This window comes from Peribacillus phoenicis (genome assembly GCF_047238085.1).
In the GTDB taxonomy this organism is placed as follows: domain Bacteria; phylum Bacillota; class Bacilli; order Bacillales; family DSM-1321; genus Peribacillus.
On the sequence record NZ_JBDFMF010000001.1, the window covers coordinates 2,740,703 to 2,755,391 of the forward strand.

Here is a 14,689-nt window from a genome sequence, read left to right on the forward strand (position 1 = left end):
AAAAGCTGTAAACTGCCCCAATCAATCTACGTTCTTTAACCTAATGCGACGCGTTGAAGAACAAATCTAGTTTTTACTATTTCGACTATAATAAAAACTAAGATAATTCTAACCATTTTTAAGAATATATTCCCCCCTAAAAAATTAAGTTCTGAACTTTTCTTTTACAATCATACCATTTAGCACCTTTTCATTTGTATGGAAAATGGAAATTCCTTCTTTCACTAACCTGCCCCGATAGTTGCATAAGAAAAAGCTGCCTTAAAGACAGCTCCGATCTTAAGCTAACGCACCCGTTAGCTTAAGTACAATAATTCACAATCTTACTTTTTTAGATAAAAAATATTACTAAAAGTTTTATATTGTATAAATATTTTAAATATGTAATAAAGCTTACTCAAAGAGTAAGCTTAACCTCTATAAACACTATCACATGTTCCTGGTTTTGGTTCATAAAAACAATGGTCTTTAAATTGACCAGTATGAGGTTGATCATACCATGTTGGAGGGCATGGAGCATATGGATTAAAATACCAAAGAGCATATCTAGCCGGATGCTGTCTCCAGTGCTTCAAATTCTGTTCTGCTAATCTTCTTTCAATACCTCTCGCTCTTTGATAAAATACATTCCCTTTTTGAACAGCTTCAAAAGAATAATTTCCTCCTTGTACTTGATAAATGACTTGTGGAATTGTTCTTAAACCTTTAAAGTCTAAACAATTAGCTACAAGACGATTCACAATTACATTTCCAACATATAACATTCCTTGTTTTCCTTCACCTTCGGCTTCTGCTCTCATCATCCTTGCCATTAAGTCAACGTCTGAACTTGTGTATTTTGCTCTTGTCATTTTTCCACCCCAAAAATATTGTATGAAAAATAGCCTACAGTCATGTCATTATTTATGTAATATAAATGCTTAGTTATAATTACTTACAGCTTTTAAGTAAAATGAAAACTATTGCATTCTTTTTTCCCTTTAATTCAACTAACCTGCCCCGTTAGTTGAAGAAGAAAAATCAAAGCATTGTTTACAGTTTCTATTTTAAAGAAGTACAATCAAAAAAAAAGTTCGTAAAAGTGTACTTTTTCGAACAATGCAAGGCCCAATAAGTTTACCCTATTGGGATAAATGTAAAAAACTTTTAGTGTACATTTTCCTATTTGTGAACGGGACTCCTTAATAGACGGTCAAGAGAAAGTAAACGATCCATTTCTTTTGTCTTTCATTTTATGCACAAGAACCCATAGATGAGGGTCACTAATATTCTTCATCCTTGTTTTTGGAAATTTTAAAATATTAGGTCCCCTTCCAAAACGATAATTTTTCAACCTTTGGCCCTTGCAATATTTTGGAATTTTCTGCAGACCATTCATTAAGCCATTTTATCGTTACCTCTTCACGATTGGCTATTTTAATATGTTTAGGAATCTCTATTTCGACGGCAACTTCTCCATCTTTTCTTGCATAAATAGAGCAAACACTCTGAAATCTTTGTTCCTTCATTAACACATCTACTTCATAAAAACCATGAATTGGTAGCGTATTAAAGGAGGATACTTTCATTCTTACTTTAGACACAGGGTTTAAGCGAAGAAGCGGATATAATTGAGTTATACATCCTTTCGTTTGATAATGATCTCCCAGATAATCAGCAATTTGATTGACCTGTCCGGAGTTCAAAAAGTTCCTAATCAGAGTAGAGCTGATTTTTTTTCCGTATAACTCTACCTTTGACACCATATTTACACGAAATGCTCCTTTTCCATGTGTTTCAAGAGTTAGCATGTTACCTAATCCTTTACTGCCATATGTAAAGTCAAACCCGGCGACGACATCTTTTACTTGTAAGGAAATAAGATATTTTTGGACAAATAATTCTGGTTCTAGTCTTGCAAAATCTTTATCAAAACGGACCACATAAAGTTGCTCGACACCCAGATGCTCAAATATTTCTATTTTTCTTTCCAATGATATTAAATAATTAAACTTCACTTGATTTAGTACTTCTTGTGGATGTGGAAAAAATGTCAAAACAGCCAATTTTAATCTCTTTTGTCTTGAGATCCGCTTAGCCTTTTCTATCAGTTGTCTATGCCCTAAATGAATTCCATCGAAAAAGCCAAGAGCCATGACACATGGTTTTGATTCGGTTAGCACACATTCCGAAATTTGATTAAGAAAAGTGGTTTTCAAAATAACCAGCTCCTTCCGGCTTTCCATCTTATTTTTGGCTTTGTAACATTCCTCTGTTGAGAATAGCTCATATCCTTTCACATCACCGAAAGGATATGAGCCATTATGATTAATTAAACAATTTCACCTTTCTTACTCGGTATTAATATTATTCCAATTACCGCAACTAATCCTGCAATAACGAATGTATAGAAACTCCAAATTAAGTCCACATTCATACTTAACAAGAATCCAACAAGTACTGGTCCTGAAATGGCTCCGATCCTTCCGATCCCAAGGCCCCAGCCTAATGCAGTAGCCCTAGATTGAGCAGGATAATACTTTGTTACGAAAGCATTCATGATTTGTGTACCACCTACCGCACCAAAACCAGCTATCCCTACTAATAAATAAGTAATTGCAATCGGTGGTGCACCAATCGTTAAAAAGAAAGCACTTAACGCGGCAAAGAAATAGGAAACTCCGATTACCCTTTTTGAACCCCAGCGGTCGGCAATTGTACTAGCAAAAATAGCTCCTATTCCAGCTGTAAGATTCATGACTAGTAAAAATGACAAGCTGGAATTAAGTGAATAGCCCAATTCTCTCATGATTTGAGGCAACCACGTGTTTAGTCCATAGACTAAAAAGAAGCCCATGATATACGTTAACCAGATAAACAATGTGGCTCTAAGATACTGCTTCGAGAAAAGACCTTTAATTGATTTTTTTTCTTTCTCTGCCCCTTTTTCAATTTTTACTTCTTGGTCCATAAAAATGGAAATATCCATTTGATAACGCTTACAAATCATTTCTGCTTCTTCTTTTCGATTCCGAGAAAGCAGGAAGCTTACTGATTCCGGTAAAAACTTAATCATGATCGGTACTACTAATAAAGGAATCGATCCGATCCAAAACATCAATCTCCAACCAAATGAATCTAAAAGGAAAATGGCTAAAACAGCTCCTAAAACTGTACCAAAGGAATACCCCGAAAACATAAGTAAATAATTTAGTGATCGACGATGAGAAGGTGAATATTCAATGACAAGAGCAGATGCAGTTGGAATAACCCCACCTAGCCCAATCCCACCAATAAAACGAAACAAACCAAACATTTCTGGTGAAGTAGCCAATGCACAAGCTATCATTGTCAGTGAAAATAAAGTAACAGCAATCACTAATGTCCATTTTCTTCCGAAAAAATCAGTAATTGTACCAATCAAAATAGCTCCAATTAGCATTCCAAATAGGGCATAGCTTCCTATCGTACCTGCTTGAGCAGGGGATAATCCCCAAGGTTTGTAGTCTAATAAACTAGGCAGAACTGCTCCATAAATGCCCAAATCATAGCCATCTGCAAATATACAAAAAAAACAGATGCTCAATATGAGATACATTAAAGAACGTGGAACCCCACCTTTTGCTTTTGAAGAAGTTTCTATATTTATATTTTGAGGTGTTTCTTTAACAACTTGACTCATTCTCATTTCACTCCTTAAATTAGGCACATAAAATTTTTTAATGGGTCAATCACTATTAAGCTCTCCTTCTAATTTCCTTAGAAGGAACCTCTAATACTTATTAATTAAGAAAAAAAGTGATAAGTTAGTATGAAATTTTTATTTAGTAAGGATTTTCTCGACTCATGTTTAGGCTGTTCTCCACACAATCTTAAAAGTATTGAGCTTGCGGGCTAACAGCCTAACTCTTTTCACTATGTTCTTATTTTAATAATGCTTTATCTCTTTTCTAGAAAAACTATCGCACTTATTTTTTCTCAACCCAGCTATATTGATAGTTGACATCTTCCATCTGCTGCGCCTTCTTAACGACTTTTAAAGGACGAAATGTATCAATCATAACCGCCAATTCCAGTGTCTCTTTTTTACCGATACTTGCTTCAACTTTTCCAGGATGTGGACCATGCGGAATGCCCGATGGATGGAGTGTAATAGATTCTTGCTTTACTCCTTTACGGCTCATGAAATTCCCTTCCACATAATACAAGACTTCGTCACTGTCCACGTTACTATGGAAGTAAGGAGCCGGAATAGCTTCTGGATGGTAATCATATAAGCGAGGCACAAAAGAGCAAATAACAAAGTTATGTCCTTCAAACGTTTGATGGACTGGCGGTGGCTGGTGAATGCGCCCAGTTATCGGCTCAAAATCACTTATATTAAATATCCAAGGATATAAATAACCATCCCAGCCAACAACATCAAGCGGGTGATTCGCAAAATAATGGGAATGCAAGTAGCCTCTGGACTTTGTTCGCACTTCGAATTCCCCTTTTTCAGTGTAGGTCTCCAGTTTTTCAGGTCCTTTTATATCTCTTTCACAAAAAGGACTATGTTCAAGAAGTTGACCAAATTCATTTCGATAACGCTTAGGAGTCGTGATCCAGCTATTTGTTTCGACAACAAGCAGCTTGGATTCTCCTTTATCTGGCGCAACTCTATAAATCGTCCCTACCGGAATAACAATATAATCACCTGGCTTATACTGGAGAGTTCCAAAAGTGGTTTTAATTTCCCCCGTACCATGATGGACAAATAACAGCTCATCTCCATCTCCATTACGATAGAAGTAATCCATATTTTCGATGGGATTCACTACACCTATTAACAAGTCTTCATTTCCAAGAACATATTCCCTTCCCATTACAGCATCACTTGGTTCATTATTTACATTGTCGGTGTAAAAATGACGGGGACGAAGCGCACCTTGCTCCTCGTATACCACATGACGATTTCCGATTAAATCTGTTTTATAAAACTGGGTAGGAGGGTTATGATGGTATAAAATTGACTGAATCCCTGAAAATCCTTTTGTTCCCATAACTTGCTCTCTAAATAAAGAGTCATCCTCCTTACGAAACATGATGTGCCTCTTAGGAGGTATTTTCCCCATTTGTTGATACCACGTCATGCTAATAAGCCTCCTTTATATTTAAATTACCATATTGGAATCAGTTACCAATATACGTTGGATCTTTCTTTCGCAATACCTGTTCGCGGTCAAGCGCCGGCTCGATTACTCCGACAACTTCTCCAAAGCCGATTCGAAATCCTTCACCTTGGCACCAGCCTGTCATCGTCAGCTCATCCCCGTCTTCCAGCCACTCTCTCTGATCCTCTTCGTTTAAACGAATTGGTTCTGTACCTCTCCATGTCAGCTCTAGCAAACTACCGCGGGAGTCTTTTTCAGAGCCGCTAATCGTACCGGAAGCAAGTAAATCACCTGAGTTCAGGTCGCATCCTCCAATGGTATGATGGGCGACTTGCTGAGCTATACTCCAATATAAAGATTGATAATTACCTGAGCAGATTCGTTTTGGTGTACTCATCCCTTTGCTTCGTAAATGCACTTCAAGTTGAATATTAAATAAACCTGGCTCTGGCTGTTCGAGATATTCTAGCGGTTTCGGATCCTGGATCGGTCCTTTTACACGAAAAGGCTCTAGCGCTTCTAATGGAACTACCCACGGTGAAATGGAAGTTGCGAAATTCTTAGCTAGGAATGGACCTAAAGGTTGATATTCCCATGACTGGATATCACGAGCACTCCAATCATTTACTAAAACCATTCCAAAAACATGCTTTTCTGCCTCTTCAATCGGAATCGGTTCTCCACGATCATTCCCAATACCGATAAAGCATCCCATTTCCAGTTCAAAATCTAGTTGTCTACATGGCTCAAAAATCGGAGCACGATCAGGTAACTTTATTTGACCTAAAGGACGTCGAACATTCGTCCCACTCAAGACAACAGAACTAGCTCTTCCATGGTAACCTACAGGCAAATGAGTCCAGTTAGGCATTAAAGCATTCTCTTTACCGCGAAACATTATTCCAACATTCGTCGCATGCTCTTTGGAAGCATAAAAATCTGTGTAATCGCCAATTTTGACAGGTAGATGAAGTTTCACATCTTCTCTAGGAAGAAGTACTTGTTTACGAAAATCATGATTATCTCTTAGTTGCGGTTCATCCTTTGACAATAGGAGTTGGAGCTTTTTTCGTACTCCACTCCAAATCCCCCTTCCTAATTCCATAAAATGGTTGAGTGAGGACTTGTTAAAAACCGTATTTCCTTTGTCGATAATGTTCACAAAAAAACCTTTCTCTTCCAAAAGCGATAAATCTAATACATAGTCTCCAATTGCAACCCCAACTCGAGGGTTTGGTTGATTGTTTGTACTAAATACTCCATATGGCAGATTTTGAATAGGGAAATGAGAATCTGCATTTACTTCGATAAATGATTTCACTTGCTGGCCTCCTGTCGATTACTTAATTCCAATAATTCATCTCTTGGTTCATCAAAACTGCAACTCCCAAATGAACATAATGAATTTTTTCGAAGCTCTTTCATCTCTTGAGATGTAATACTTAAACTTTTCCAAACCAAACGATCATCAGCGATCGTAAAATGACTTGTATTTTCATCGGAAATGATTTTTTCAATCCTTTCTTCATCTAGATTTAGATGATAAGCAAGCATACCTGCCAGGAAGATGTTAAGAAAACCATGCATCTTTGTGTTAACTTCTTCCCGATACATTCGAATCGGGTGATGTAGTCCAGCTGTGAACTTTATAGGTAAATCTCGGTCACGACATGAAGCGATTACAAAAGCAACTTTTTCAGGGCTTGGAAACATCTCAGCTTTTATTCCACCGGTTCGCAGCTTCACTCCTAATCTATCTTTATGTAGTGAATTGAATGCTACTATTGCATCCAACGTGCTGCATAAATTCTTTTTCCAATGGTCGTCGTTAACTAGGGACATTTCACAGAATGCTTTCATTCCTAATTTTTTTGCCCCCGATGAAACTTCTTCTAACAGATCCTGAGTTGGCACAATAGATGGCAAAGGCATTTCAAACGCTTCTACGTTGGACCAAACATTATATTTATTAGAATAAGCGTGAATTTGCTCTAAGTCTTCTTTAAGCTGAACGACACATTCGTTCTCAGACTCGCTTTTTCTACCGACAACTGAGAGATTTAAAGGTTTTTTCTTTAAAAATAAATCAGCATAAGCTTGAAGTTCATTAATCTTCTTGACTGGTATAATGAACGGCCCTAACATCCAAGCATCTTCACTATTGATATAATTTGCATAATTTTCAATTGCAGCATCCAAAGGTAGATTAGCTGGCGGAAATAATCCTGCATAATCAATTAAATTTTCTAACAAAACGTTGAGATTTGGATTATTTTTCATTTCTTACCCTTTCTTATAACACACTCTTTATATTCGAATTTCCTTCTCTCTTGGCAAAGTTGATGTAATCCGTTCCCAGTAAGTGATATTCGAAAACACTTACTGGGAACGGATTTAAATATATATCTTATTCTCTAATTAACATTTGACCTAAGCCATGTTGCATATGAACCAGTTCATCAGCCAAATTACGGATACGCATCACAATTTCCTCATCATGAATCTCATTTTTATCATTATAATGACTTGTATGAGCGTACACGTAACTTGGTGCAATATAAGCACGCAAATAGCCCGCTATCGGTTTTAATTGATTTTCAACCATTAAGTAATGCTGGTATGTTCCACCATTAGCCGCAAAGCCCATTACTTTGTGACGGAATACGTCCGGGGGAATTAAGTCAATTAGATTCTTCAAAGGCGCAGGGATTGAACTATTGAAAATAGGTGACCCAATCAAATAAAAATCTGCTTGAGTCACTTTCTCTATTACTTTTCGTGTATCTTCGTTATAATCATCTAGTTTTCTGCCATCGCAAAATTGTAGTTCATAATCCCTTAAATCTAACATTCCCACTTCTATTTCAGGATGTTTTTGTTTTATTTCATCCAGTATCCTTTGCACTAAGACTGAGGTTTTTATACCTAAAATTGTCCCTGATATCCCAAGGAGTTTCATAAGTTCCTGCCTTCCTTTCTTGAGGTTAATAACTCAAAACGTTTTACAAAGTCTTTCTTATTAGACACCTTGATCGACTTAAACTAACAATTCTTTTTCCGCGGATTTCTTAAATGCCGGCATCACTTCTTTTGCGATCAATTCCATTGATTTTAAGACTTTTTCATGTGGTAATCCGCCAAAATTCATAAGCATCATGATATGATCACAACCAGCATCCTGATATCTTTTCAGCATGGCAATAACATCCTCAGGCGAACCAATTAGTACTTGCTCTCTATCTCTTAAATCCTGATATTTCGCGCTTTTGCCATACATACGTGTGTCAAGATATAAATCTAGATGAGGTTTAGCAGTTGCGATAGCTTCTTCTGTTGTTTCTGCTACGTAAGTATGAAGAGCGAGCGGAACTTTCACTTTCTTCTCATTATGACCTGCTTTGCGATACGTATCTTTGTAACTATCGATGATATCTTTCAATTCAGCGATTGAATTGCAGGCCACGTAAGGAACTCCACTAATGTTATAGCCCATTTTTCCAACAAAATTAGCACCATTATGACTTAAAGTACCAATCCAAATTGGCACTTCCTTCTGTTTAGGGACAACTTCAAGTTTAATATCTGTATATTGATAATAATCTCCATGATGTGAGAATTTCTCACCTTTCCATGCTTTTTCAATTACAGCAAGAGAATCATTGAATCTTAATGCTTTATCTTTCCCCTCAACATTAAATCCGGTAAATTCATGTGGAAGATAACCGCTTCCTAAACCTAAATTTAGTCGACCGTTGCTTAATACATCTAGTAAAGCGTAATCTTCTGCTACTTGAATCGGATTCTTAAAAGGTAATGTCACAATGGCGGTACCTAGTCGGATGTTCTTTGTCCGTTCTGCTGCTATAGCAAGAAACGTTTGAGGTGTAGTTAAAATTCCATACTCACTAAAATGATGTTCAGCAAACCAAGCAGCGTTATATCCAAAACCATCCGCTACAACCGTTTGTTCTAATACTTCATGCAATAGTTGCTCTGGTGTACGTTCAAATGTTGCTTTATAATTTTTATAATTGTCAAATACCGTAAATAAACCAAATTCCATCTAAAAAACCTCCAATAATTTTTTAAACAAACAAAAAACCAGCAGCAATAGAAATTAAACGAAGTGTTACTTCATTTAAAATTCTTATTACTACTGGCTCTTTATCTACTTATTGAGGTTCGGCCCTTGTCCTTGCTCAATAGATAATCCAGTTAAACACTAGCTTTATGTTGTTAGTGTTATTATATTATAAATTTTCAGTTATTTGCAAGCGTTTTCTTTAATCTCGAAATTATTTTTTCTTTCTTGATAACTTTTCTTAGCTGTAAGCAATGCTTGAATAACAGCCTTCTGTGGCGGAACAATAAACCTTTTTTCTATATCTACAATAATTTCATCCGTATTAAATAAGGATTTTCCTCGAAGTAATTCACTTACAAACTCATTTGTTAATTCTTGTAAAAAGGTAAATGTTGCTTTTATGATCGTATCAGTCTCCGTATCAACCATAAGGATACACCCTATTGTTTTTTGCAACTCAAAAACTGGCGTACCCTTCGGCAATTGAGCAAATCCTGCTACTAGAACATAACTTTCCTTGACTTCTATAGACATACATTTTCATCCTTTCTTCCGCAATTACTGAAATAATAAATATGCATCTATATTATTATAATCGATAAATAATGTATTATCATTATATGGTTCTAGTGCAAAGATAAAATAAAAGAGAATAAAGCAAATTTTTTCTGATTTTGGCCTGAATAATTAAGTTGATGGCACAATTATCTCAAGCAATCATTAGCAGCTTGTATTTTACGATGATGAATCTTATTTTGTTGATAAAATGTATGATTTTGAACTCAACAAAGCATCCTATCTAGCAAAAATAAAACGAGATTTCTCCGAATATCTGGATCTTAACACGTTAGCTAAGCAGGTTCTACCTAAAAAACCACGGCTTTAAACACGCGGCTAAATTTAGGATTAGAGGCTATTGATGTTCTATCTGCGCGTAAATTACCTAACAACAGTAAAAACTTATTCTTCTGAGTTAAAAAGCATTCCGGCAGCATTTTCAAAATCATGTCCATTACGACCGCTTGCCCGAACTGTTCAAAAGCTTCAGCGATCTTCTGCTTCGCTTCTGCCTCTGCTACCCCTTTTAACCTGATGATTTCCGCTTCAGTCGTACCTTGTGCCCTTTGTGCGTCCGCTTTAGCGAGACCGTCCATACGAACACATTCTGCTTTCGCCATGGCTTCAATTTTATACTTATCTGCATCCGCTTCTGTAATCTGTTTCATTTTGTTAGCGGAGGCTGCCTGCTCTACCGCATAACGGTCGGCATCGGCCTTTTTCTTCACTTCTGAATCATATTGCTTTTCACGGCGAAGGATTTCTTTTTCCTCCAGCTCAATTTGCTTCTGACGTTCAATGATCCTGATTTGCATTTCCTGTTCTGTTACATCCTGTTTGGATCTGGCCGTTTCAAGATCATAAGCTTGGTCAGCTCGTGCTTTGGCAATATCCTGCTCACGCCGGAATTCCGCAACCTTTAGCTTGTTGATTTTTTCGGCTTCTGCTATTTCGGTTGCCCTTTCAAGTTCGGCACGCTGGGCTTCCTTCGAAGCTTCGGCTCGCTTGATTCGCGTTTCTTTCTCTGCATCGGCGGTTGCTATATCGGCATCCCTCTTCACCTGGGCAATTCTTGGCTTTCCGAGCGATTCAAGATATCCATTTTTATCCCTAACATCTTTAATCGTGAACGATACGATAATGAGTCCCATTTTAGCTAAATCCTGCGAGGCTACCCTCTGTACTTCCTGGGAAAACTTTTCACGGTTTTTATAAATTTCCTCGACTGTCATCGAACCAAGGATGGAACGAAGATGTCCTTCCTTGTAACAGGGTTATATTATGGGAGAAATAAAAGAATCTTTATATGGTGTATGGAGTACTCATTAAACCCAAGTGTTTCTGGGAGAAATAAAACCTAAAGTTGTATCTTCTTTATGTATGATTCTAGCCAGTATTACTATAATAAAACTAGCCGTGCCATATTAGAAAGATTCCTGTTACTTTTTGTTAATACCTTACTTTATATCAGGTCTGATAAAGCTATAACTCGGCATATTTCCCCACCTGTATCAAAGAAAAAGAATCGTACAATGAAATCAAAATCAGAGTTTTCCTCTCCTTATAGACGTGTTGGAGAGAAAATTACCATTACTTCTGCTCAACGGAAGGCTTATAAAGAAGCGAACACTTTGTTATAAGGCGTGAACAGAAAGCATAATAAGCCATCTCATCAATGGATTGTAAGAGAGCATTGGAGGATCAGGCGTATGGTGAGAGATTAAAAGATAGAAAACTCATATGGATTCAACCATATGTAAAAGGAGCAGGCCCACTAGTACAGAAAGATTATGTATTTAAATAAATACAAAACAATATAATCGGGTGCTTTTCTAGAGTAATATAATTATTTATGGGATGATCGTTTTTTACCGTTCAGTCTATGTTTTATCAATAAGTTTTACCGTTTTCAACTACAGCCCCGTTAGTTGAACAAGTAAAAATACACACTAGAGTCATTAAATGCTTTCATAACACAAAACCACAATTACTCAATAACAAAATCAAAAATGTAAATAAAAAAAGACAATTTCCCAAACTTTGAAAATGTCCTTTGATATTTAACGGCTACTACAATAAAAAAAGAACCTCATAAGAGATTCATTAAGGTGTATCTACTAATTTATCCACTACATTTCCATTTTCATCATAAATCACAAGAAAGGGTTTCCCAGTTGTCCAATCTTCACTTGCAGGAATCAAAAACAATGAAAATATTAAAACTATAGATAACCTTAGTAAAATTTTCATTTACATCCCCCTTTTTAATATTTTTCTATATTTTACCATAAACTATCCGGAAACAATTTGAACATTATGTAAGATACAAAAAAGAACCACTAAAGAGATCCTAAATTATATTTTTAGTTGTTTAATTTTAAAAAAGTAATTATGCGGAATTAAAACGTCTAATTCTATTTACTGTAATTTTTTGCATATACTAATAATTAATTACGTCTAATCTGAGTCCGAAAAACGCTCCCGTAGAATTCTCCACAAACCTTGCTGCTAATTTAAATCATTACAGGAATGCTATTCTGCATAAAGAAAGAGCTGCCTTAAAGACAGCTCCGATTTTAGCCTGTTAGTTCTATAAGAAAAGCGAACCTTATTCAAGAATCGCGCCCGAGAACGAATATAAAAACTTGGTGGGCAGGTTTTCCCAAATTAATACATGTCTACTTCTATGGACGCAATGCACTGTCACTTTTTATTAATAAAGAAAGTTTCATCTCCATATGGTGGTTAGAAGTTTCTCTTGTCTCCATTCTGGAAATTTGGGTGATTATCGTGGAATTTCTAAAAGAAGTGTTGAAAGGGATTGTTTCCAGGCAATCTCATATCTCTTTCTCAGCAAAGAAAACCACCCCGCGTAGGAAACAAAAGGGTGGTTCCCGATCAATCTTTATTCACCAAACATGGATCCTATTTTGCATTCTCATCAGCTTGATGAATTCCGAATATATTCCCTTCGGTATCAATATAGTATCCTTGCCACGCCATTCCAGGCAGTGCATATTTGGGCAATGCGACCTTGCCGCCATTCTCAAGAATTTTGGCTTCCGCTTCGTAATAATTATCGACACCCATTGTATAAGCATCCCCATTGAGAGCATGGCCAGCTTCCGGCGGAGGACTTTGACGCTGCATCAAAGCACCATTTCCCAGGTTCATTCTCATCGCCAGTCATGCTCCCAAGTAAGGCATTCCTGCGAAATCACTCCAATCTTGAAATGACCATCCAAATACCTCACCTTAAAATTCTTTGCCCGTTCCATGTCATCCACATGAATTTCGAGGTGAACTAATCTTCCCTTGATTACCTCCTAGTTTTGTTCAAAATTTTTCCTCTTTCCGTAAGTTGATACTTATGTAGCTTCATGCCTATGGTGTTTATTTATTTTTTTAAGTCTAAGATGAAGCAGGCTTTTCAATTTGAGTTAAGTCACTTCTTTATCATAGGACAGTTGCGGGAATATCTGACAAAAAAGGCAGCTCCCTGATGGGGGATAGCTACCTTCGTTTACGATTACTATGAAAAGGTAGGAGCAGGGAATTCATCAATTCTCATACGAAGTAAACTATATGGTTTTTCCCGCAGGTCTCTTCCATAATGAAATCTCGCCTGCCGATGTAATTGATTCACAATGACATATAAGTATTGATCGGGGCCAATCGAAAAAGTATCCGGCCATAAAATTCTCGGGTCATGTGCGATGGTTTCCATTGCGCCATTCGGCAATATCTTCCGGATACTATTGTTTTCATAGTCTCCCGCATAAACGGTTCCTTTTGAGCCGGTGATCATTCCATCAGACGCACCTTTTTCCCCCCAATACAGCACATATTGGGATAAATTCAGGTCCTGTATCCTTCTGTTTCTTAGAGCTTCTGTTGAAATCGAGAACAGCTGACGGCTGGTTAGCGGAGCATAAAATAAAACCTTTCCATCAGGAGAAATCGCTAAACTATCGGAAGCCAATCTAAATGGGAAAGTCGAGCCGTCCGGGTTTCGATTCATCAAAATTTCACCTTCTACTTTCGGTAAAAAATAGGGATCAGGTGAAGTTGATATTGCCCCATTTAACCGTCTAAACGCGTTCCCATTTTCTAAATCTACGACGATAATAGCCCCTGGCCCTCTGGAAGAAGAATCCGTTATATATGCATAGCCAGCTCTTCCAACCCGAAAATCCAAACGGACATCATTCAGATAAGTTGTTGGCAAGACAACATCTTCTGTAAAGGTATATACTCTCCTTATTGTATTCGTGCTTAAATCAACAGCAACTAATTTTGCTCCCCCTTGAATAGGTTCAGAAAAATTTGGTGCCCCTGTATCTAGTACCCAAAGTGTTCCACTTCCATCAGCAACGATACTTTGGACACTGACGAAAGACATCGTAATATTCCCAGTATTAACTAAATTGGTTTCTACACTGGGATAAGGCTGCAATTCACCCTCAACAATTTCCGCCACAGTAAATTGAACGTCGTCTCCCCATTTCGGAAAGCATACAAAAATACGACCGGTTTCGGAAACGCTGACACCTGTAGGCATAGCCCCATAAAAAGCATGCACCAGTTCAAACTGCCCAAAATATTTTTCCATAGGTAACATAGGTTGCATGATATCCTCCTCATCAAATCCGAACGGATATCACCTATATATGATGAAAATTTTTTGTAGTGCCTGGTTCTTGATAAATTTTTCTATCGTGATGGATGCTGTGGGTTTATTAGTCCAGGAGAAACATGGGAGTTTCGATAAAGTGATTCAAACTTCCACTGGCTCTTCAAAGACGGGAAATGAGAGCATCTGAATTTACGTTTGCAGTCAATTTTAGAACTAACATAAAAACTATTCTGATTTGCTCCCGTCCAGCAGCCTGGTTAGAAAATAAATCTGTCTCCT

General features: G+C 37.1%; 11 protein-coding genes and 2 pseudogenes. All 13 read right to left on the reverse strand.

Features of this window, described 5'->3' with window-relative positions; translation table 11 throughout:
- Positions 1-410: 410 nt before the first annotated feature.
- Positions 411-851 (reverse strand): cell wall hydrolase, encoded by a 441-nt coding sequence (locus ABC374_RS13375; protein WP_034310898.1) that lies wholly within the window; start codon positions 849-851, stop codon positions 411-413.
- Between the two features lie 450 nt (positions 852-1,301).
- Complete coding sequence (locus ABC374_RS13380; RefSeq protein ID WP_413018289.1) at positions 1,302-2,198, reverse strand: bifunctional riboflavin kinase/FAD synthetase; 897 nt, start codon at positions 2,196-2,198, stop codon at positions 1,302-1,304.
- 113 nt (positions 2,199-2,311) lie between these two features.
- Complete coding sequence (locus tag ABC374_RS13385) at positions 2,312-3,577, reverse strand: MFS transporter (protein ID WP_413020346.1); 1,266 nt, start codon at positions 3,575-3,577, stop codon at positions 2,312-2,314.
- Positions 3,578-3,947: 370 nt separating this feature from the next.
- Complete coding sequence (locus tag ABC374_RS13390; protein ID WP_413018291.1) at positions 3,948-5,111, reverse strand: homogentisate 1,2-dioxygenase; 1,164 nt, start codon at positions 5,109-5,111, stop codon at positions 3,948-3,950.
- Between the two features lie 40 nt (positions 5,112-5,151).
- Positions 5,152-6,453, reverse strand: coding sequence for a fumarylacetoacetase (gene fahA, locus ABC374_RS13395; protein WP_413018293.1), 1,302 nt, complete (start codon positions 6,451-6,453; stop codon positions 5,152-5,154).
- A complete protein-coding gene (locus tag ABC374_RS13400) occupies positions 6,450-7,412 on the reverse strand; it encodes a hypothetical protein (RefSeq protein ID WP_413018295.1) in 963 nt (320 codons plus the stop codon). Before ABC374_RS13400 ends, fahA begins: the two co-directional genes overlap by 4 nt.
- Before the next feature lie 127 nt (positions 7,413-7,539).
- On the reverse strand, positions 7,540-8,091 hold the full coding sequence (locus tag ABC374_RS13405; protein ID WP_413018297.1) for an NADPH-dependent FMN reductase: 552 nt from the start codon (positions 8,089-8,091) through the stop codon (positions 7,540-7,542).
- A gap of 78 nt (positions 8,092-8,169) precedes the next feature.
- On the reverse strand, positions 8,170-9,195 hold the full coding sequence (locus ABC374_RS13410; protein WP_413018299.1) for an LLM class flavin-dependent oxidoreductase: 1,026 nt from the start codon (positions 9,193-9,195) through the stop codon (positions 8,170-8,172).
- 201 nt (positions 9,196-9,396) lie between these two features.
- Entirely contained in the window at positions 9,397-9,750 is a 354-nt protein-coding gene (locus tag ABC374_RS13415) for a DUF3870 domain-containing protein (RefSeq protein ID WP_201224777.1), read from the reverse strand.
- Positions 9,751-10,805: 1,055 nt separating this feature from the next.
- Positions 10,806-11,024 (reverse strand): annotated as a pseudogene (locus ABC374_RS13420) (flotillin family protein); the annotation flags it as partial.
- An 853-nt stretch (positions 11,025-11,877) separates the two neighbouring features.
- Complete coding sequence (locus ABC374_RS13425) at positions 11,878-12,024, reverse strand: hypothetical protein (protein WP_179891087.1); 147 nt, start codon at positions 12,022-12,024, stop codon at positions 11,878-11,880.
- A gap of 675 nt (positions 12,025-12,699) precedes the next feature.
- A pseudogene (locus ABC374_RS13430) lies at positions 12,700-13,052 on the reverse strand (VOC family protein).
- Positions 13,053-13,306: 254 nt separating this feature from the next.
- Positions 13,307-14,404: an L-dopachrome tautomerase-related protein gene (locus ABC374_RS13435; protein ID WP_413018302.1), complete on the reverse strand. Its 1,098-nt coding sequence runs from the start codon at positions 14,402-14,404 to the stop codon at positions 13,307-13,309.
- Positions 14,405-14,689 lie beyond the last annotated feature (285 nt).